At 51.9% G+C, this 18078-nt stretch carries 28 protein-coding genes and 1 pseudogene; 28 read left to right on the top strand and 1 reads right to left on the bottom strand.

What is annotated here, in order from left to right; all coding sequences use genetic code 11:
* Positions 1-7: 7 nt before the first annotated feature.
* The 10 genes and pseudogenes from F3J37_RS02020 to F3J37_RS01980 all read left to right on the top strand — a co-directional run bounded on the left by F3J37_RS02020 (position 8) and on the right by F3J37_RS01980 (position 4775).
* Positions 8-580 carry a hypothetical protein gene (locus F3J37_RS02020; protein WP_166931461.1) on the top strand — a complete coding sequence of 191 codons (573 nt, stop codon included), beginning with the start codon at positions 8-10 and terminating at the stop codon, positions 578-580.
* 270 nt (positions 581-850) lie between these two features.
* On the top strand, positions 851-1096 hold the full coding sequence (locus F3J37_RS02015) for a phage holin (RefSeq protein ID WP_160833405.1): 246 nt from the start codon (positions 851-853) through the stop codon (positions 1094-1096).
* Between the two features lie 9 nt (positions 1097-1105).
* Entirely contained in the window at positions 1106-1606 is a 501-nt protein-coding gene (locus F3J37_RS02010) for a lysozyme (protein WP_160833501.1), read from the top strand.
* Positions 1593-1994: a DUF2570 family protein gene (locus tag F3J37_RS02005; protein WP_166931458.1), complete on the top strand. Its 402-nt coding sequence runs from the start codon at positions 1593-1595 to the stop codon at positions 1992-1994. Before F3J37_RS02010 ends, F3J37_RS02005 begins: the two co-directional genes overlap by 14 nt.
* The gene (gene lysC / locus F3J37_RS28605; RefSeq protein ID WP_444505530.1) at positions 1957-2133 is read left to right on the top strand and encodes an Rz1-like lysis system protein LysC; all 177 of its coding nucleotides are present in this window, start codon (positions 1957-1959) and stop codon (positions 2131-2133) included. The genes F3J37_RS02005 and lysC overlap by 38 nt, the downstream gene beginning before the upstream one ends.
* Positions 2130-2396 (top strand): hypothetical protein, encoded by a 267-nt coding sequence (locus F3J37_RS02000; protein WP_166931455.1) that lies wholly within the window; start codon positions 2130-2132, stop codon positions 2394-2396. Before lysC ends, F3J37_RS02000 begins: the two co-directional genes overlap by 4 nt.
* 181 nt (positions 2397-2577) lie before the next feature.
* The gene (locus F3J37_RS01995) at positions 2578-3399 is read left to right on the top strand and encodes a lipid II-degrading bacteriocin (protein WP_166931452.1); all 822 of its coding nucleotides are present in this window, start codon (positions 2578-2580) and stop codon (positions 3397-3399) included.
* A 54-nt stretch (positions 3400-3453) separates the two neighbouring features.
* A complete protein-coding gene (locus F3J37_RS01990) occupies positions 3454-3834 on the top strand; it encodes a hypothetical protein (RefSeq protein WP_166931449.1) in 381 nt (126 codons plus the stop codon).
* A gap of 20 nt (positions 3835-3854) precedes the next feature.
* A pseudogene (locus tag F3J37_RS01985) lies at positions 3855-4016 on the top strand (lysis system i-spanin subunit Rz); the annotation flags it as partial.
* 210 nt (positions 4017-4226) lie between these two features.
* A complete protein-coding gene (locus tag F3J37_RS01980) occupies positions 4227-4775 on the top strand; it encodes a KilA-N domain-containing protein (RefSeq protein ID WP_166931446.1) in 549 nt (182 codons plus the stop codon).
* Between the two features lie 53 nt (positions 4776-4828).
* Here F3J37_RS01980 and F3J37_RS01975 read toward each other — a convergent pair whose 3' ends face one another.
* Positions 4829-5071, bottom strand: coding sequence for a hypothetical protein (locus F3J37_RS01975; protein ID WP_166931443.1), 243 nt, complete (start codon positions 5069-5071; stop codon positions 4829-4831).
* An 84-nt stretch (positions 5072-5155) separates the two neighbouring features.
* On the opposite strand from F3J37_RS01975, the gene F3J37_RS01970 reads away from it, so the two are divergent.
* The 18 genes from F3J37_RS01970 to F3J37_RS01885 all read left to right on the top strand — a co-directional run bounded on the left by F3J37_RS01970 (position 5156) and on the right by F3J37_RS01885 (position 18067).
* Entirely contained in the window at positions 5156-5365 is a 210-nt protein-coding gene (locus F3J37_RS01970; RefSeq protein WP_166931440.1) for a hypothetical protein, read from the top strand.
* A 3-nt stretch (positions 5366-5368) separates the two neighbouring features.
* On the top strand, positions 5369-6004 hold the full coding sequence (locus tag F3J37_RS01965; protein WP_166931437.1) for a putative metallopeptidase: 636 nt from the start codon (positions 5369-5371) through the stop codon (positions 6002-6004).
* 30 nt (positions 6005-6034) lie between these two features.
* Positions 6035-6514: a DUF2280 domain-containing protein gene (locus tag F3J37_RS01960; RefSeq protein ID WP_166931434.1), complete on the top strand. Its 480-nt coding sequence runs from the start codon at positions 6035-6037 to the stop codon at positions 6512-6514.
* Complete coding sequence (locus F3J37_RS01955; protein WP_166931432.1) at positions 6501-7973, top strand: phage terminase large subunit family protein; 1473 nt, start codon at positions 6501-6503, stop codon at positions 7971-7973. The genes F3J37_RS01960 and F3J37_RS01955 overlap by 14 nt, the downstream gene beginning before the upstream one ends.
* A gap of 12 nt (positions 7974-7985) precedes the next feature.
* Complete coding sequence (locus F3J37_RS01950) at positions 7986-9383, top strand: DUF4055 domain-containing protein (protein ID WP_240154048.1); 1398 nt, start codon at positions 7986-7988, stop codon at positions 9381-9383.
* A gap of 121 nt (positions 9384-9504) precedes the next feature.
* Complete coding sequence (locus F3J37_RS01945) at positions 9505-10257, top strand: DUF6651 domain-containing protein (RefSeq protein ID WP_166931429.1); 753 nt, start codon at positions 9505-9507, stop codon at positions 10255-10257.
* A gap of 14 nt (positions 10258-10271) precedes the next feature.
* A complete protein-coding gene (locus F3J37_RS01940) occupies positions 10272-11396 on the top strand; it encodes a major capsid protein (protein ID WP_166931427.1) in 1125 nt (374 codons plus the stop codon).
* A 45-nt stretch (positions 11397-11441) separates the two neighbouring features.
* Positions 11442-11687 (top strand): hypothetical protein, encoded by a 246-nt coding sequence (locus F3J37_RS01935; RefSeq protein WP_166931424.1) that lies wholly within the window; start codon positions 11442-11444, stop codon positions 11685-11687.
* Positions 11687-12079, top strand: a complete 393-nt coding sequence (locus F3J37_RS01930) for a hypothetical protein (protein ID WP_166931422.1) — start codon at positions 11687-11689, stop codon at positions 12077-12079. The genes F3J37_RS01935 and F3J37_RS01930 overlap by 1 nt, the downstream gene beginning before the upstream one ends.
* A 1-nt stretch (position 12080) precedes the next feature.
* On the top strand, positions 12081-12725 hold the full coding sequence (locus tag F3J37_RS01925) for a hypothetical protein (protein WP_166931419.1): 645 nt from the start codon (positions 12081-12083) through the stop codon (positions 12723-12725).
* A 1-nt stretch (position 12726) separates the two neighbouring features.
* Complete coding sequence (locus F3J37_RS01920) at positions 12727-13548, top strand: hypothetical protein (RefSeq protein WP_166931417.1); 822 nt, start codon at positions 12727-12729, stop codon at positions 13546-13548.
* A 3-nt stretch (positions 13549-13551) separates the two neighbouring features.
* Positions 13552-13773 (top strand): hypothetical protein, encoded by a 222-nt coding sequence (locus F3J37_RS01915; RefSeq protein ID WP_166930968.1) that lies wholly within the window; start codon positions 13552-13554, stop codon positions 13771-13773.
* Positions 13774-13831: 58 nt separating this feature from the next.
* On the top strand, positions 13832-15388 hold the full coding sequence (locus tag F3J37_RS01910; protein ID WP_166931414.1) for a phage tail protein: 1557 nt from the start codon (positions 13832-13834) through the stop codon (positions 15386-15388).
* 46 nt (positions 15389-15434) lie between these two features.
* Positions 15435-15866, top strand: coding sequence for a hypothetical protein (locus F3J37_RS01905; RefSeq protein ID WP_166931412.1), 432 nt, complete (start codon positions 15435-15437; stop codon positions 15864-15866).
* 9 nt (positions 15867-15875) lie between these two features.
* Entirely contained in the window at positions 15876-16256 is a 381-nt protein-coding gene (locus F3J37_RS01900) for a hypothetical protein (protein WP_166931410.1), read from the top strand.
* Between the two features lie 175 nt (positions 16257-16431).
* Positions 16432-16920 carry a phage virion morphogenesis protein gene (locus tag F3J37_RS01895; RefSeq protein ID WP_166931407.1) on the top strand — a complete coding sequence of 163 codons (489 nt, stop codon included), beginning with the start codon at positions 16432-16434 and terminating at the stop codon, positions 16918-16920.
* Positions 16921-17008: 88 nt separating this feature from the next.
* A complete protein-coding gene (locus tag F3J37_RS01890; RefSeq protein WP_166931405.1) occupies positions 17009-17671 on the top strand; it encodes a hypothetical protein in 663 nt (220 codons plus the stop codon).
* A 48-nt stretch (positions 17672-17719) separates the two neighbouring features.
* Positions 17720-18067, top strand: a complete 348-nt coding sequence (locus F3J37_RS01885) for a hypothetical protein (RefSeq protein WP_166931402.1) — start codon at positions 17720-17722, stop codon at positions 18065-18067.
* Positions 18068-18078 lie beyond the last annotated feature (11 nt).

Raw genomic sequence — 18078 nt, 5'->3', positions numbered from 1 at the left:
TTTCAATATGAAACTTTTTTCACCATTAAATTATCTGCGTATCAGACATAGCGAAAAAAAATGGTACGACTTTATTTTACCGTCGCTAGGGGCTGTACTTGCGATGGCAGTTTATTTTTTTTGCCACGATCAAATTCCCTTAGTGGGTAGCAGTGGTCTTATAGTACAAGTTAATGGGTTGCTGCAAGTCCTGATAGGGTTCTATATTGCTGCTTTAGCCGCAGTTTCGACCTTCAGTAATGCGTCTATCGACGAGGTAATGGCTGGAGATCCGCCAATTCTCTTAGAAAAGTTTCGTGGGACTGAAATCAAAGTCGAGCTTACACGAAGAAGATTTGTTTGCTTTCTTTTTGGATATCTTGCGCTCATGAGTTTTATATTGTTTAGCGTTGGACTTGTGTCAATTCTTTTGGGGAAAATGATTTCTGCATGGATCATTGGTCTCAGCTCTATAGAAGTGCTTTGGTTTGTAAAAACAGTATTTGTGGGTCTTTACTCTTTGATACTAATAAACTTGATAACCACGACTTTATTAGGGTTGTATTACCTTTCAGTTAGGTTTCACCAATCTTCCCTATAAAATCACAAAGCACAAAAACAAAAAGGCTCGCTTCGGCGGGCCTTTTTTATTTCGCCCCTGCCAACAAGCACGACCTCATGGGTTTCCCTGTGTGATAGCGGGCGCCTTCTATGCAAAAAAAATCCGCACTCAGGCGGATTATTCAATCTTGGCTACCTAACAGCAACCGGGCTTTTCTCTCTCGACAAGATTAAAGCTAACCGGGCTTGCTCAGTTCAGAAAGTAGACAATTCCTAATTGAGCCAGCTCCCTCAACACAGAGGGGGTCACATGAGTATCGATATGAGCAAACTGGCATCAGGCGCAGCTTATGGCGCATCTGCCGGGACAATAGCAAACGGCTTGCTTACCAAGCTGAGTCCCGATGAGTGGAGTGCCGTGGGTGTGCTGGCCGGTATCGTGGTCGCACTTATTACTCTCGGCATCAACTGGTATTACAAACGCAAGGCCACCAACGCGCAAATCGCTGCGCTCCAGCGCTGGCCCACCGCACCCGATGTCACCACCGAGGATTAACCCATGGCTATGTCCAGTAATCTGCGCAATAAGCTGATCGCTGTTGCCGGTGGTGGTGCTATCGCGATTGCTACCGTGTTCCTCGGTGGCAAAGATGGCGTTGAGGGTCGCGTGTACGAGCCTTACAAAGATGTGGCTGGCGTGTGGACTGTCTGCGATGGTCATACCGGCAACGACATCATCAAAGGCAAGAAGTACACCGACCGTGAATGCGATCGCCTTCTGAGCGCTGACCTTCAGCCGGTTAAGCAGTCAGTTGACGGACTGGTAAAAATCCCCCTGGGTGAATACCAGAAAGCCGCGCTCTACAGCTTCACCTACAACGTAGGATCATCTGCATTCTCGAAATCATCCCTGCTGAAGAAGCTCAATGCGGGCGATGTGACCGGAGCGTGCGAAGAGATGCGCCGATGGGTGTATGCAGGCGGACAGAAATGGCGCGGACTGATGAACCGCCGTGACATGGAGCGTTCACTGTGCCTGGCGGAGAACGCCAATGACCTTAAGTAGAATCAAATGGGATGCGGTCGCTATTGCGGTCCTGATCCTTTTGGTCATGGCTCTCTGCGTCACGGTAAAGCTTCAGTCATCCTCAAAGGCATTACTCACCCTGCAGAATGAACAACTGAAGCAGGAAAAGACATCGGCCGAGGCCATCACAACCAATGTTCTGAGAGCCACAGCACTCTTCAACGACATCGCCCAGGCAACCCATGATGATAATCAGGCCAGTAACTCAGATAGCGAGGGAAGGGTGGTCATCATTCGTCAGGCGATTAAAGGCGATCCGTGCGCTACTCAGCCTGTTCCTGCTGCCGCTGTTGACCAACTGCGCGCAAACCGAAACAAAGTACGTTCAGGTGCCACCGGTACAGATACCGGTAAGCCTGCTGGCTGACTGCGAAGTACCACTTATCCCTGAACCGTTCACATGGGGCGACAGTCTGGAGCTGAACGAGCGCCTGCTCAACTCACTTGCCAACTGCAACCGTGATAAGGCCGCCATCCGTAAAATAGAACTGGAACGGCAAAAATGACCAAATTTCTGACATGGCTGAAGAGCCTGTTTATCCATCCTAAAGAAGAGAGCAACCAAATGTCTGAGCCATTGAATGACGCAACCACCGTACAGCCAGTTGCAGCAGAGCCTGTTACCGCTGAAGTAATCACCCCGACAGCAGAAGTCAAAGCAGGCGTGCAGGACTTCGAAGCAGCGCTGGCGTTTGTAGAAAGCGGTGTCGCTACATTAGGTGCATCAGCTAAAGATGAGCTTGTAGCTATGGTGAAGAAATACCTGTAATCGCCTCGCGATTATATGCCTACTAAGCACATAAATAAGCGCACATCTGTATAGCCTGACTTTGGTCGGGCTTTCTATTTGTATAAGTGGATATCACAAGGCGCATCTCAAAGTGTGTCGTGTGATATTCATTAAAAATATCATCAGTTAATTTCTAAAACCGAATATAGGAGAGGTTTTTATGGGCGATATTGTTGTTAGCGGAACTGTGCCTGCTGTACCTGCTGGAAATCCCGATGCATCACTAATGCCAATGTCTAGCGGTAGTGGAAGCATGGTTGGCGGGCCGCCACCAGAGGCTGCGATCGCAATTGATTTTCAGTCCGGCGCTTACTATAACCGTTCATTGCCAGCATTATCCAAGATTATTAAAAGCGCAAAATCCGAAGCTGAAAAGCAAAAGAACTCTCTAATCTGGTTCCGTAACTGTATTTTCTTGAATAAATGCGAAATTGAACATCCAAATGATGGAATTTATGTTGCTCAAAAATTTTATTCAAAAGAGCGGACTGATCTTCCTTTGAATGGCGGTTCAAAACAATTAGGAAACTCTCCTTACGCAATCGCGAGCGCTTTTGGTAACTTCCTCTGGGGTAATGGTCAATCTATGAGCGTTGATATCAACACCCTTGCTTTGCAGTTCCTCACAGCGGATAAAATTCCTGGTTTTAATAGCCGAATGAACGCGATTGGGGCGCCCGGGACATATAACATGACGTTTGCATTCCCATATGATACCGGACGTTCTAACTATGTGATGGAGTACATCCTGGGAAACATTACTCTTCAAATGGATGGTGTCTTTACTCGAAATGCAACCGGGTCGTGGGCATTCGATGGTGTGATTAGGGCTCAAGTTCCTGATAAATATGACTTTGATGCCAGCACTCATCGAACCAAGACGAATGAAGATCTCACCACCATCGGTCGCTGGATGGGGGAGCGCTTCAAAGGAGTACCTTATAAAATTGAAATTAACGGTCAAACGCATGTTAAGTTTTGAGTCTTAATGAGTATAATTCTCATCTTAATGTAATGCTTAAGATAGGGAATAGTCATGAAATCTTTGCGTGTTGGAGTCTTGTTAGTGCTAATCATCGTAGCAATTGTTCTAATTGGAATGATTGCCGTTCCTATCATCAACAAGCCTGACAAAGTAGTAACAGCTGACATTACTGCCTGCCAGCACTACGACAGTCGGACAATTGTCAGAAAAGTGGTTGCCGCTAGGACAGGTGAGCATGAAGGTTTCGACGACTTTTCAAAGGTTCAGGATGCTGCGCAAAAGGCCCATTTATTAGTAGATGTTGATAATGCTTCTCTTAGCGACAACATTTGGATGGTTCCTTTTAGCCAGAGGAGTGACACCAACGGAACGCAAAATGGAATGGCATTACTCGATTGCAGTCGAGATAGCGTAGAGTTTGGCGGTATCTAACTGCATTCAAAGCAGTAAGATCATCACAGGGCGCATTTTCGAGTGCGCCCGATGATGCTAGTAGAGCCCTACTTACTGACGCCGCTAAACGGGATTATTTCACCCTCAGAGAGCGAATCGTCACAGTGACGAAGCAGGTTGGTTATTTGCAGGACTACATCAAAGAGCAGTGTCTGAAATAAAGAATCTCAACAATTGAGATGTAACTTTCAGGAAAATCGCCCGCGCAGAAATGTGTGGGCTTTTTTATACGTATTTACCGCGCATCTCACGCGCATTTTACCACTCAGAACCTTTCAGGATGACCCTTGAGGATACCGGCTGGCTGTCGGAGCCTCTGAGGGCCGGATTTCCTGTGAGACAAGGTTCATCACTAAAAGGTAATTACCGACATGACAAATCAAACTGTGAATGTTTACGGTATCTCTGTCCGGGTTGACTCGGAAGGAAGATACAACCTTAACGATCTACATGCCGCAGCCGTAGTCAATGGAGAGGCGACGGAATCCCAAAGGCCTAACAAATTTATTCGGAGTGCAGCCGTAAAGCGTTTCGTTTCTGCGCTTGATTCCAGAGGACAAAAATGTCGTCTGGAAGAAAATCAATCACTTAACATTGTTAATGGTGGCGTGAGCCAAGGTGTTTGGGCCGCCGAATTATTAGCTATTCGCTATGCGGCATGGATTAAACCGGAGTTCGAAATCCAGGTGTACGAAACTTTCCGAGAAGCTGTGCTTAGCGGTATTAGCAGCATGAACCGGCTTAACCGTCTCGACTTGCTAATAGCAACTGAGACAAAAGAGGTCAGTGCTTGCGCCAGGGCGATGAATAAGTGGGGCGTTGGTGGGAGAAAGAAACTTCTCAGCTGCGCACGTGAGAGGATTGTAAGCCAGATAGATCCAGACATGGTGGCGTTGATGGAAGGAGACACTACCCAGTGAAAGTGGGTAAATTATTGCCCACTTTTATAGCGGGCAATAAACACCTCTAAGAATTAGAGGTTTGGGTTAAAAGCCAGAACAATTGCTGCTATAACGGGTATAGCTTTACATATAGTAAGCCCGATCTTTTTTAAACCGCCATCCTTAATTCCAGACCAGTCTATAAATAACTCAGTACACGCAAAGGCGGCGAATAAAAAAGCGAAAGATACTGCCGTTCGCTCTGAGAAGTAGAATGCATAACCAAGTGCGGCCAAGAACAACAACCCTGACAACCAAGCCATTACCTTATTCATTTAGTTCATCCTTATGAAATGAAAAGCTTAATATATACAAATAACACTTAATACTTTACAAAAAATAACATATTGGGGGTTGGTATGTCCGAAATCTACCAAATCACGCTAACCACCCAAACAGGTGAAAGCTTCACGGGCAAGATGTCACGCCGTCAGCCTGAGCTGGTTAACGGCTTAGTGCCGCTGGCGACTGAGACGGGCGAGTGGCTGTATTTCGCTCCTGCCGATGTGAAGCGTGTGCAATTCACGCCAGTAGCGGTAGAGCAGACAGAAGAAGTAACAACGGAGTAACCCATGGCTAACGATGACGAGCGCAGGCCTTATCCGCCAGTTAACTTCAGCGACTCCGAGAGTTGGCATCCATACACCCGGCTCATTCCCGCCAATGAAGTGCATGAGTGGGTAAATCGCCAAATCATCAGCGATACCGGCAGCATCCATAACCCTGACCACGAGCACTTGGTTGAGGCCGATCTCTGCTTCATGTGGGCGTCTGACTCGTTCGCGAAGAAAGGGCGCTACGTCCTCGGCCAGGCCGAACAAGTAATGCTCCGCGCCGGTGGATGGCAGAAAGCCAGAGTGGAACAGCAGATGCATGAATGGTTCGGTCGAATTCCGAAGTTCATCATCACGCTGGCGGCCGATTACTGCTCTCAATGCAGTGACCTTGAATTCTGCGCTCTGGTAGAGCATGAGCTTTACCACATCGCTCAAGCCACCGATGAGTTTGGCGTACCTAAGTTCACGCGAGATGGAGATCCTAAGTTGTGCTTGCGTGGCCACGACGTGGAAGAGTTCACCGGAGTGGTTCGCCGCTATGGCGCAAGCGCTGACGTTCAGGAACTTATTGAGGCCGCTGCCAGACCGGCAGAAGTGGCAAACATCAACATAGCCAGAGCATGCGGTACGTGCCTGATGAAACTGGCATAACTTTTATCTGCTTTGTCATGGAGGTGACCTGTGGCAGCTTTATCGACAGAGGTTAAAGCCTTCATCGTTCAATCCCTCGCATGCTATGACACACCTGCAAAGGTGATCGAGCTTGTAAAAGAGAATTTCAGGGTGACTGTCACGCGTCAGCAGGTGTCAGCATATGACCCGGCTAACGCGATGGCGAAGAGCCTGAGTCAGAAGTGGGTCGACCTGTTCAACGTGACCCGCACTCGCTTCCAGACCGAAATCACCGACATCCCGATCGCCAACAAAGCCTACCGCCTGCGCACCCTCGACCGGATGATGAACAAGGCTGAGAACATGCGAAACATGGCGCTGGCTGCAACCCTGATTGAACAGGCTGCCAAAGAGTGCGGTGACGCTTACACGAACAAGCAAAAGGTTGAGCATACGGGAAAAGACGGTGGGCCAATTGAGTCGGCAACGCTGACCAAAGACGAATACAAAGCTGCTCGGCGGGAGATGTTGGAGGATGACGACTGCTGAGCAGAAGATTTACGCGCGAAAAATTGAGTGTGAAGAAGACGGCATGTATTTCGCCCGTTACTTCTTTAAGCAGCGCACCGACGGCAAAATGATTGTAGCGCCGCATCACAAGGTTATTCAGCAAACGCTCGACCGGGTGATTGATGGCGAAATCACAAGGCTGATCATCAACGTTCCGCCTGGCTATACCAAAACTGAGCTGGCAACTATCAACATGATGGGGCGAGGGTTGGCGCTTAACCGCCGCGCGCGCTTCATGCACCTGTCGTATTCGCACAATCTTGCCCTGCTGAACTCATCAACTGCCCGCACCATGATTAAGTCGAAGGCTTATCAGTCGATGTGGCCGATGGCGCTGCGCGATGACGCAGACAGTAAGGCGATGTGGTGGAACGAGTTCGGCGGAGGCGTTTATGCTTCGTCCGCTGCGGGTCAGGTTACCGGCTTTCGTGCCGGGCATATGGAGCCGGGCTGGCAGGGCAGTCTGATTATTGATGATCCGGTAAAGCCTGATGACGCTTACAGCGAAATCGTGCGTGACGGCGTGAATAACCGCTTTAACGAAACCATCAAATCACGTCTGGCCGTCGAAACAACGCCGATGATTGTGATCATGCAGCGCATTCACTATCACGACCTGAGCGGTTACCTGCTGCGAGGCGGCAGCGGGGAAGAGTGGCATCACCTCAATCTGCCGGTGATTATCGACAACAGCCAGTCATACAGCGCGCTCTACCCGGAAAACACTCACGCGATACCGATTGATCATGGCCTGCCTGATGGCTGGCTATGGCCGTTTAAGCACAATGAAACGCACCGGATATCGCTGTTCTCGCACCGACGCACTGCCGAAGCGCAGTATATGCAGAAGCCTCGCCGCTTCAATGCTGAAGGTGCGCTGTGGAACGAGGCGATGATATCCAGCGCTCACGCGCTGCAAATCGTCATAGAATCGACCCGTACCGTTATCGCTATTGACCCTCAGGCAGTGAACAATGAGGACAGTGATGAAACAGGTATCGTGGCCGCCAGTTCCTACGGAAAAGGTAATGAACGCCTGTTTTCGGTCAATGGCGATTACTCCGGCAAATTCTCGCCGAACGGCTGGGCCAAAAAAGCCATATGGGCTTATAACGAGCACCGCGCTGAAGCGATCGTGATCGAAACTAACCAGGGTGGCGATATGGCCGAGGATACGCTGCGCAACGCGGGGTATACCGGTCGCATCATCCGTGTGCACGCCAGCAAAGGCAAATACGCCCGTGCTGAACCTATATCTGCTCTGTATGAGCAGGGGCGTGTGGCGCATCGCGGCAACCTCTATACGCTGGAAAATCAGCTTATGGAATACGTGCCAGCTACTGCCAAAAAATCACCAGACCGCCTTGATGCGCTGGTCTGGGCAATTACCGAACTGTTCCAGCCGAAAGGCGTAACCGTCAGACCTTTCTCTGCCTAACCGGAAAACACAATGAGTAATGACGTTCGCAAGCGGTCCGCAAAAATCGAGGCCATTGCCGGTTGCTGGCCGATGATTGCCGCTCTGCTGGGCGGCACCTCTGCCATGCGCGATGCGGGCAAAATGTATCTGCCCAAGTGGCCTAATGAGGACGAGGGCTTTTATAAGAACCGCCTCGCTACGGCCACGCTGGTTCCGGCCTTCTCACGCACCGTCGAGGTGTTGAGCGGCAAGCCATTCTCTCGCCCGGTTTCGTGGGATGAGAAAAAGGTGCCTGAGCGCATTCAGCAGATGTTCCCTGATATCGATCAGCAGGGTACCAACCTGCATTCATTCCTGGCCGATATCTGTGAAGAGGTAATGGCTAACGGCATCTGCGGCATTCTGGTTGAGCACCCGCCAACCGAAGGCAACCTGTCGGTAGCCGAGGAAAAAAGGCGCGGCCTGCGACCCTACTTTGCAAAGATTGGGGCAAACAGCCTGCTCGACTTCGACTCAAAGCGCATTGACGGGCGCGAGACATTCACCATGCTCCGCTTTGTCGAGACAGTAAGTGAGCGCGATCCGGAAAATGAGTTTGTCGTTAAGGAAATTGAGCAGGTTCGCGTGCTGAACCCGGGCCGGTGGCGCACCTATCGCCAGAAAATCAACGCTTCAAATGTTCTGGAGTGGCAGTTGCATGAAGAAGGCGTAACCAGCCTGAATAAAATCACGTTTGTGCCTGTCTACGGCGATAAGCGTGGCTTCATGCAATCCCGCCCGCCGCTGGCACAACTCGCCTTCCTCAACATCGAACACTGGCAGTCTCGCAGCGATCAGCAGACTATTTTGCATGTTGCCCGCGTGCCGATCCTGTTCGGTCGTAAGCTTGGTGATGCGCCAATTACGGTAGGTGCCGCAAACGCCATCGTTTCCGATGAAGATGACGCCGACCTCAAATATGTTGAGCACACCGGCAAGGCCATTGAGGCCGGGCGTACCGACCTGCGCGACCTCGAAGACCTCATGCGGCAGATTGGCGCCGAGTTGCTTGTCATCAAGCCAGGTCGGCAGACTGTCGCACAGACAGTGGCTGACAATGAGGCAGGCACCTGCGCATTACAGCGTATAGTTGGTGACCTGACTGATGCGGCTAATCTGGCCCTGCAGTATGCGGCAGAGTGGATTAAGGAGAAAGATGGCGGCACAGTCACCATCTTCCGCGACTTTGGCGCTGCCACGCTTGCCGAGGCATCCGCAACACTACTCATGGATATGAATGTCGCTAACGCGCTCTCCAGTGAGACGCTGTTTAACGAGATGCAGCGTCGTGGGCTGATTGACATCGAACTGAACTGGGCGGACGAGCAAACTCGCATCGCGAAACAGGCACCTCGCCCGGGTGAAACCAAGACAACGCTGACCGGCTGATTACCAGCCGCAAAGACACAGGCTCATGCTCGCGCATGGGCCTTTTTTTATTGCCGAAATCTGCGGATGCGGAACGGCGAAACGGGCCGGATGGCTCACCGATAAGGTTGGATAACCCGCTATGAAACTGAAACTCGACGAAAACGGCCATGTGGTCGTATCCGATGGCAAACCTGTCTACGTGAACGATGACGGCAAAGAAATTGCTTTTGACGCACCAGGCACCCTCCAGTCAATTTCACGCCTTAACGGTGAGGCCAAATCTCATCGTGAGCGCGCTGAAGCGGCAGAGACCTCCCTGAAAACGTTTGAAGGTATTGCCGATCCGAAGGCGGCTATCAAAGCGCTCGAAGTCATCAAAAACCTCGACGACAAAAAACTGGTGGATGCCGGTGAAGTCGACAAGGTCCGCGCAGAAGCGATCAAGGCAGTTGAAGAGAAGTACGCGCCCATTGTTAAAGAGCGCGACGACCTCAGCGGTCGCCTGATTGCTGAAAAAGTGGGTGGCAGCTTCGCACGTTCGAAGTTCATCGCCGACAAGCTGAACATTCCTGCCGACATGGTGGAATCACGCTTCGGTTCTAGCTTCAAACTCGAAGGTGACAGCGTCATCGCCTACGACAAAGCAGGCAACAAGATTTTCAGCGCCAGCAACCCCGGTGAACCGGCTGGTTTCGATGAAGCGCTGGGCATCCTCGTCGAAAATTACCCGTATAAAGACCAAATCCTCAAAGGCACCGGCGCATCAGGCGGCGGCTCCAGCGGCGGCAATGGTGGTACGGGCGGCAAAACTATCAGCCGTGCGCAGTTTGAGTCGCTCAGTCCTCAGGACCAGAGCAGCCAGATCGGTGCCGGTGTCACTATTACTGATTAACAGGAAAAACTTGAATGGCTAACAACCTCACCGGCCTTATCCCTGATCTGTTCGCGGCGCGCGATATCGTGTCCCGCGAACTGACCGGCTTCATCCCTGCTGTCACGCTGGACCCCTCTGCAGAACGTGCAGCGGTGGGCGAAGCAATCCGCATCCCGATCGCACCTGCCGCTGCTGCGCAGGATGTCGTGCCCGGCCAGCTGCCACCAAACACCGGTGACCAGAACATCGGCAACACGCCATTCACCATTCAGAAGTCCCGCATGGTGCCGTTCCAGTGGACGGGTGAAGAGCAGAAGGGTGTTAATAACGGCCCGGGCTACGCCAATATTCGTCGCAACCAGATTGCGCAGGCAATGCGTACGCTGGTCAACGAGATGGAATCAGACTTGGGTAAACTGGCCCTGATCTCATCCCGCGCCGCTGGTACCGCTGGCACCACGCCATTTGCTAAAGACCTGAGCGACACCGCGCAGGTCCGCAAAATCCTGTCTGATAACGGCGCGCCGCTGAGCGAACTGCAGTGTGTTATCGACACCACAGCGGGTGCAAACCTGCGTACACTGGCCCAGCTGACCAAGGCTAACGAAGCGGGCACCGACGAGCTGCGCGCTCAGGGTACGCTGCTGGAGCTTCACGGCTTCAAAGTGCGTGAATCCGCAGGTGTGGTCACTCACACTCCGGGCACCGGCGCAAGCTATGTAACCAACGGCGCGTTGACCGTGGGCACCACTATCATCCCGGTACAGACTGGCACTGGCACTATTCTGGCTGGCGATATCATCACTATCGGCAACTACAAGTACGTTGTGACCAGCGTCCTGTCAGGTGGCTCTCTGGCTATCGGCGCGCCGGGCCTACGTGAGAATGTAGCGACTGGCGCCACCGTTACGCTGGCGGCCAGCTTCACCGCTAACTTCGCGTTCAGCCGCTCAGCGATTCTGCTGGCAACCCGCGCACCGGCGCTGCCGCAGGAAGGTGATATGGCCGATGACCGCATCACCATCACCGATCCGCGTACCGGCATGGCGTTCGAAGTGTCAATGTACCGCCAGTACAAGCGCGTGCATTACGAAATTGCCGCCGCGTGGGGCTGCGCCAACATCAAGCCTGAGCACACCGCACTTCTGCTGGGCTAATCCTTAACCCGCCGGGAGACCGGCGGCTGCAATCCGGAGATAATCATGGCTAAGAAAGCTGACGGAACCGAAGACAACACGCCAGAGGTCATTACTGATGGCATTGAAGTCACAACCGGCACTAACGCCGAGGCTGGCGCTGATGTGCAAAATGCCTCATCCGTAGCGTTTGTAACGATGGTGCGTGATCCGGAAGTTCATCCGGCACCGCACACCGCTCAGGTTCATCCTGAAGAAGTGAAAAACTACTACTCAGGTGGCTGGGCGGTAAAACAGGAAGAGGCTGAATAATGCTGACTGCCGGTCAACTTGTGGATGTGCGCCGATTTATGGGCTATCCGATGCAGGGTGATATTCCTGCCACGGATACCAGCGATATGGCTTACGGCTGGGTGTCCTCAGGTGCCTGGCAGACACTTTATCACCGCCTGTCAACGTTAAGCGCTGAGGAAGAGGCCGTGGTGGTGAACTATGTCACCACGCTAAAGGCGCTCGAATCAGCCATCACCGGCGCAGGTGACAACCTCGATACGGATCAGGCTGCAGTCTGGAAGCGAAACACCAATGAAGTGCGCGACCGCACGCGGCTGTTCAATCAGTGGCGTCGCGAGTTGTGCGGATTTATTGGCATAGCGCCCGGGACTGCGCTTGGTAACGGAACCACGCAGATAGTCAGGTGCTGAAATGGATGCTGCAAAGCTGAGAGAGAAGGTTTACATCGGCTACGGTAAGGCAGCGAAGCGTATCGGATATAGCGCCCGGCAGTATCGGGCAGCCAGCGCATTCAATCCTCTCGAAACCGCATCTCTGCAGACGCTGCCAGCATCCTTCACCACGAATTTCACCTACAGCGCACCGAATAAGTACGGTCAGGCCACCTGGCTGGGCGTGTTCGACGGGCGCGAATTTGTACCGGGTGATTTTCTGGTGTCGCCGGAGGATGGAGCTTTCTTCGTGGCCGCTATGCAGACAACGCTGCCGATTTACTGCGTGCAGACCAATCGCACTATTAAAGTGCTGAGAACGTCACAGGCACCCGGTGGCGGCGGTGTGCAGGGATATGGCGGCACGACTGCAGCAAATGAAGTCGCGATAATGTCTGGCTGGCCTGCCAGCATCCTGCAGGGTACGAAAGGGGAGAAAAGCCCCGTCAATCTGCCCGCAGATGCCAAAACGCCGTGGTACGCAATCCTGTTTCCGGCTTTCGGTGACATCGTTTTGCGTACCAGCGACATCATCACCGACGACATTGGCCGCCGTTACGTCATTTCCAGCGCTGAACTCACTGATATGGGCTGGCGCATAACCGCAATGCAGGCACTGGTGTGATATGGCTGACTCATCTGACGTAAGCAACACGATTGCCGGGATGATCGCCTCAACGGTGTACCCAAACGGCACCTCATCACCGAGTATTTCCGGCTCAGTTGTGAAGATTTACCCGGGCTGGCCGGTGCCTAACGTACTCCAGGAGGATATCAACGCCAGTGGCGCGCACATTTCCATCTGGGCGCTGCCATCTGAAAGGAAGATTGGTAGCGAGCTGGGCAGGCCGTACAGGGTTATCGAGAAGGGCGACCCGCCGATGATTGCCACCGTTGATGGGCTGAATATTACGCTTTCCGGCGCTGTTTCAGTGCCAACAAACGTGTATTTCCTGATTGACGGTACCGGATATCATTACCCCGTGCAGAGCGGCGACACGCTGGCGACAGTTGCCACGGCTATGGCTAACCAGATTCCGGGCGCAACCAGCAGCGGAGCAGTCATCACGCTGGCGAGTGGTGGCTCTGTTGTCGCCCGTACTGGCGGCGTTGGTACGGCGATGCGCGAGCTTCGCAGGCAGGCAAAGGATTTCCAGATAACCATCTGGGCACCCACACCGGCCATGCGGATACTCATTGCATCTGCTGTTGACGCTATGTTGTCTGAAAGCAGCAGTATCTCGCTGGGTGACGGTGCGCCATCTTTGCTGTTTTACACGCGGCAGTTTGATACCGACGCCAGCGAAAACTACCTTATTTACCGGCGAGACCTGATTTATACAGTCAACTATGCCACCACCCAAACTATTGCCGCGCCGCAGATCGTCGCTCCCGTTATGCACGTCACTGACGCCTCAGGCAACCTGATTAAAACCCTTCTGGAGTAAACCATGGCTGATACCGATAGCGCGCAGACCACAAGCACCGCAGCGACGGCAACTACTACGGCGGCTACAACAACTGCCGCAAAAGCTGAAACGCTGGGATATATCCTCGTCGTTCGCATCGCCTTTGCCGATTATCAGATTGGCGAAGAAATTACAGATGTCACCACCATCAAAGAAATTCTTGGTGGCGACCAGGCTGTCTACGTGATTAAACGCGCCGCGTAATTCACCTCAGTCCCAACCAGACCCGCCCACGATGGCGGGTTTTTTATTGGAGAAGAACATGCCGGTTTATCAAGCAGGCAGTCTGAACACCTCTGCGCTCTCTGCACCTGATTTGTACGTGCAGGTGATTGCGCCGAAAACCCGCTACATCAATGGTGTGGCAACTGATGGCCTCGGCCTCGTCGGCATTGGCAGCTGGGGGCCGGTAAACAGCGCGTTTCTGATTGGTTCCGACACCGACCAGGCGCTTTATCTTGGTTCGCCTCAGGTACGCAAATACGATCTGGCTACAGCCGTGGCTATTTCGCTGCAACTGGGTGCCTCTAATCTGCACTGCGTGCGCGTCACTGACGGAACGGATGTCGCTGCAACCGTTGCGATGAAGGATGTAGCCAGCACCCCTACGACAGGCCTGACTTTAACTGCTATTTACACCGGCACGCGCGGCAACACGCTGCAGGCGGCTATCACCGCCGGTACCGCGGTTAACTCGTTTAAACTGACGATTAACCTGCCGGGCCAGAGTGCTGAGATTTTCGATAACATCACCGGCACGGGCCTTGCCCTCTGGCAGAACATCGTAAGCGCGGTAAACAACGGACAGACCAGCATTCGCGGAGCCAGTCAGTTGGCTGTTGCTAACGTGGGCGCCAGCACCGCACTGCCTGATGTGACCAAAACCTACACCATGGCGGGCGGTACCGATGGCGTGACAACCATCACTGACTCCACTCTGCTCGGCACTGACGGCACCAGCACTACCCGCAAGGGGATGTATGCGCTGCGCGGTACCAACTCACAGGTGATGAACCTTGTTGACCTGACAGACAGCAGCGCGTGGCCGACCATGGCAACGTTCGCCACTGCCGAAGGTTCATTTGCGATCAGCCAGGGCGCATCGGGTACCACGTACTCAGCGCTGAGCACCTTGCTGAATAACGTCGGTGTGGATGACTGGCATTTCAAGGCCATCGTGGGCGACTGGGGATACTGGAAAGATACGGTCAACGGTGTGAACCGCATGATTGCTCCTGCCACGTTCGAGGCAGCCAATATTGCCGCCCGTTCACCGCATATCTCCACTCTGAACAAGCGCATCAGCAATATCATTGCTACTCAGCGCCAGCTGGCCAATCAGCCTTACTCGACATCTGAGATTGGCGCGATCAACTCAGCTCGACTGGATGTGATCACCAACCCGTGCCCGGGCGGTAATTACTTCGGCATGCGCTCTGGCCGTAATTGCAGCTCTGTGCAGAGCCAGAACGACGACACCTACACCCGCATGACCAACTTCCTGTCGCTGACCATCGCGGCAAGTTTTGGTGATGTAGTGGGCCAGAACCAGACGGCCGAACTGCGTCGCGAGACAAAGAGCACCATTGAGGCATTCCTCTCTAATCTTGAAGATCAGGAGATGATTGGTGACCCCAACGGCGGCCCGGCATTCTCTGTGAAACTGGATTCGTCGAATAACTCTGATTCACAGGCTGCGCTCGGCTACATGGTAGCGGATGTGCAGGTCAAGTATCTGAACGTGGTGCGCTACTTCCTTGTCAATCTGGAAGGCGGTGGCAGCGTAACTATCGCGGTATCCAACAACCCATCCAGCTAACCATTCAGGCCTCGCTTAATGCGGGGCTTTCTTTTGGAGAAACACCATGCCGCAACTTGGCTACACAGTAGGCCGCGATGTCGCTGTTGATATCACCACGCCAACCGGGAAACTGCGCATCCCGAAAATTATGACCTTCGACGCTAAGCCGCAGGTTTCCAACCAGAAAATTACCCCGCTGAATGGCGTGAGTGATGAACTGCAAATCCCCACAGGCTGGAATGGCACCATCACCGCTGAGCGCATGGATGGCACGCTGGATGACTTCTGGGCGCAGTGGGAAAACAACTACTTCAACGGTATCGATCAGCAGCGCGGGACCATTACCGAGAGCATCACAGAATCGAATGGCACCATCAGCGTGTATCGCTATGAAGGCGTGTCATTCCATCTGACCGATGCCGGTAACAAACAGGGCGAGAAGACTGTCAGCCAGACGCTGTCATTCACCGCTAACCGCCGCAAAAAAGTGAATTAAGGATAAAGAATGCCAAAGGTAACTGTGCACGAAAATGACCAGCCGGCAGCGGTGGCAGCAGAAGTTAAATCCAACCAGGTGAAGGATGCTCGTGGCCGCATCATCAAGTATCGTGACCTCGACCCCTTGCAGGAATCGCGCCTAATTCTGGCGATGGGTGGTCAAGCTGCAATGAATGCGGTTTACGTGAACGTTTATGCGATTCCCGCAGCACGAGTTTCTGAGATTGATGGCGACGAATATTCATGTCCTCAGAATCAGGCTCAAATTGACGCGATGATCAGCATCCTCGGTCGTGAGGGTATGGATGCGCTTGCAAAGCACTTCTTCCCTAAAGACGACAATGGGCAGGGTGACAGCGAAGGCGTTAAGGCGGCCACAAAAAACTAGCAACGAACCCCGATTTTCGCAGCCGTTGCTGGCTTGTGAAAAACGGGGTTCCATTCCCGACTGTTTTTGACGTGGTCACACTTGAGCCTCATGAGCGCGACGCAATGTCGATAGTTTTCTCTGAGCTGGATGGCGCCAAGTTCAACTGGCAAAACTGGCAGTGGGAGGAGCAAAAATGAAAGAACTGAATGGCTTCCTTGGTGCAGCCTTGCAGTTTGCAGCATTAGATGTTGCGTTGCATAAGAGCATGAAGAACGGGCTGGAAGAGGCGGCACGCAGAATTGCAGAAACCGCTAAAGATGAGGTGGGGCACTATCAGGCATCAGTTGGACCGTTTAACAAATGGGATGATCTTGCTGATAGCACTGAAGCTGATAAAGCCCGGAAGGGTTTTCCTGCTGATGCTCCTCTGGAGCGTACCGGCGGTTTTCGTGACAGCTGGCAATTCGAAGTTGATGGATTAGAGGCTGTGGTTGGATCTAAAGATGAGAAAGCGCCGTGGTTTGAATTTGGCACGACAAGAATGCCGCCGCGCCCGGTACTTGGGCCTGCTGTCATCCATAACGGAAATTTCATCCGGCGCATCATCGGCAAAGCCGCAGTTGAGGGAATAACAAAAGGCCACGCTATCCACCCTTCGCTGGGTTATGACGATTTAATTTAACCCGCTCCGGCGGGTTTCTTGCTTCCCATTGCGCCCAGTCGGGGCTAGGATTACTCCTAACTTTTACGATGGGGATGGGGATAGGGATATGCAGAATTACAGTAATAAGGCATTGATGTGTCTTATCTACATACTTGGCGGAATTTCTTTTGTCTTTCTTGTTGCTGGAAACCTTCCCGGTGCAGCCTTTGCTGCATTGTTGACTGTTGGAGGCGTTTCTACTTACCGACACAAAAAAAACGAATTTATAGACGCTGGGCATCGGCTTGAATATCAAAAAAATAGCAATGACATCCATGCGAGCCAATTACTAGTCAGTCGCATTAATTCTGGCGATCTACCTGTAGAACTCAGCTTAAAGGCCTTGCTGAAGAAAAATGAAGTCTGCCACTTTTCTACAGAGGCTGAACTTTATGAGATGAGAAGCAAGAGATATAGCACTGGTTCTGGCTCTGCAAGGGTGAGAGTAGCCAAAGGTTTTTCTGTTTCAACTGGTAGTACGAGGTCTTATCATACAGAGCGAATTTTAACCAAAATTTCAATGGGGGAGCTATCAATAACTAATAAGAGGGTCATTTTCTCTGGTAGTGAAAAAAGCTTCGAATGTCCGATTGGAAAGGTGATTAATGCTGATGATAATAATGAAACCTTAGTAATCCAATACGGTAATGAACCAAAATACCTGAACATGGATATTGGAAAAAGTCTAATAGCTGTTGCAGTTCTTAAAAAATTAATATCTCAAATTTAAATGCCAACTGTTGCTAACTTTTCGGTATTAATATTTTAAGGGGTTCTTATGCAGAAGCTATTGCTACTTTTTGGGATGTTAGTAATTGGTATGGCTCATGCTGCATCTGATGATGACATGGCTGCAAGTTTTAGAAATGATACAACATACGCAGAATTATACGGGTCGTGCACAAGACAAACATGCCCGCCCGGTTCAGAAGTTATTGTCACAGCAAAAAAAGGTGACAGCGGAATAGCGACCACAACTGATGGTCAATATTATGACTTGTTAGTTTTGAGAAAAATAAGATTGGTGGTTGTTAGTAATGACCCTCAGTACCTTTCGCTGGTTAACGTAGAAGCGCCTGGTGGAACAGTTTACTCAATTCAGAGAATGTTCCTTAAGCGGAAATAATAGCTATGCAC

The sequence above is a fragment of the Candidatus Pantoea communis genome, assembly GCF_011752685.1.
In the GTDB taxonomy this organism is placed as follows: domain Bacteria; phylum Pseudomonadota; class Gammaproteobacteria; order Enterobacterales; family Enterobacteriaceae; genus Pantoea; species Pantoea communis.
The sequence above is the reverse complement of the archived record's forward strand: the minus strand, read 5'-3'. Positions and strand labels throughout refer to the sequence as shown.

Bases quoted from the DNA above. Each gene is read 5' to 3' on its own strand.
- F3J37_RS02020 (WP_166931461.1), top strand. From the start codon at position 8: ATGAAACTTTTTTCACCATTAAATTATCTGCGTATCAGACATAGCGAA.
- F3J37_RS02015 (WP_160833405.1), top strand. From the start codon at position 851: ATGAGTATCGATATGAGCAAACTGGCATCAGGCGCAGCTTATGGCGCA.
- F3J37_RS02010 (WP_160833501.1), top strand. From the start codon at position 1,106: ATGTCCAGTAATCTGCGCAATAAGCTGATCGCTGTTGCCGGTGGTGGT.
- F3J37_RS02005 (WP_166931458.1), top strand. From the start codon at position 1,593: ATGACCTTAAGTAGAATCAAATGGGATGCGGTCGCTATTGCGGTCCTG.
- F3J37_RS02000 (WP_166931455.1), top strand. From the start codon at position 2,130: ATGACCAAATTTCTGACATGGCTGAAGAGCCTGTTTATCCATCCTAAA.
- F3J37_RS01995 (WP_166931452.1), top strand. From the start codon at position 2,578: ATGGGCGATATTGTTGTTAGCGGAACTGTGCCTGCTGTACCTGCTGGA.
- F3J37_RS01990 (WP_166931449.1), top strand. From the start codon at position 3,454: ATGAAATCTTTGCGTGTTGGAGTCTTGTTAGTGCTAATCATCGTAGCA.
- F3J37_RS01980 (WP_166931446.1), top strand. From the start codon at position 4,227: ATGACAAATCAAACTGTGAATGTTTACGGTATCTCTGTCCGGGTTGAC.
- F3J37_RS01975 (WP_166931443.1), bottom strand. From the start codon at position 5,071: ATGAATAAGGTAATGGCTTGGTTGTCAGGGTTGTTGTTCTTGGCCGCA.
- F3J37_RS01970 (WP_166931440.1), top strand. From the start codon at position 5,156: ATGTCCGAAATCTACCAAATCACGCTAACCACCCAAACAGGTGAAAGC.
- F3J37_RS01965 (WP_166931437.1), top strand. From the start codon at position 5,369: ATGGCTAACGATGACGAGCGCAGGCCTTATCCGCCAGTTAACTTCAGC.
- F3J37_RS01955 (WP_166931432.1), top strand. From the start codon at position 6,501: ATGACGACTGCTGAGCAGAAGATTTACGCGCGAAAAATTGAGTGTGAA.
- F3J37_RS01950 (WP_240154048.1), top strand. From the start codon at position 7,986: ATGAGTAATGACGTTCGCAAGCGGTCCGCAAAAATCGAGGCCATTGCC.
- F3J37_RS01945 (WP_166931429.1), top strand. From the start codon at position 9,505: ATGAAACTGAAACTCGACGAAAACGGCCATGTGGTCGTATCCGATGGC.
- F3J37_RS01940 (WP_166931427.1), top strand. From the start codon at position 10,272: ATGGCTAACAACCTCACCGGCCTTATCCCTGATCTGTTCGCGGCGCGC.
- F3J37_RS01935 (WP_166931424.1), top strand. From the start codon at position 11,442: ATGGCTAAGAAAGCTGACGGAACCGAAGACAACACGCCAGAGGTCATT.
- F3J37_RS01930 (WP_166931422.1), top strand. From the start codon at position 11,687: ATGCTGACTGCCGGTCAACTTGTGGATGTGCGCCGATTTATGGGCTAT.
- F3J37_RS01925 (WP_166931419.1), top strand. From the start codon at position 12,081: ATGGATGCTGCAAAGCTGAGAGAGAAGGTTTACATCGGCTACGGTAAG.
- F3J37_RS01920 (WP_166931417.1), top strand. From the start codon at position 12,727: ATGGCTGACTCATCTGACGTAAGCAACACGATTGCCGGGATGATCGCC.
- F3J37_RS01915 (WP_166930968.1), top strand. From the start codon at position 13,552: ATGGCTGATACCGATAGCGCGCAGACCACAAGCACCGCAGCGACGGCA.
- F3J37_RS01910 (WP_166931414.1), top strand. From the start codon at position 13,832: ATGCCGGTTTATCAAGCAGGCAGTCTGAACACCTCTGCGCTCTCTGCA.
- F3J37_RS01905 (WP_166931412.1), top strand. From the start codon at position 15,435: ATGCCGCAACTTGGCTACACAGTAGGCCGCGATGTCGCTGTTGATATC.
- F3J37_RS01900 (WP_166931410.1), top strand. From the start codon at position 15,876: ATGCCAAAGGTAACTGTGCACGAAAATGACCAGCCGGCAGCGGTGGCA.
- F3J37_RS01895 (WP_166931407.1), top strand. From the start codon at position 16,432: ATGAAAGAACTGAATGGCTTCCTTGGTGCAGCCTTGCAGTTTGCAGCA.
- F3J37_RS01890 (WP_166931405.1), top strand. From the start codon at position 17,009: ATGCAGAATTACAGTAATAAGGCATTGATGTGTCTTATCTACATACTT.
- F3J37_RS01885 (WP_166931402.1), top strand. From the start codon at position 17,720: ATGCAGAAGCTATTGCTACTTTTTGGGATGTTAGTAATTGGTATGGCT.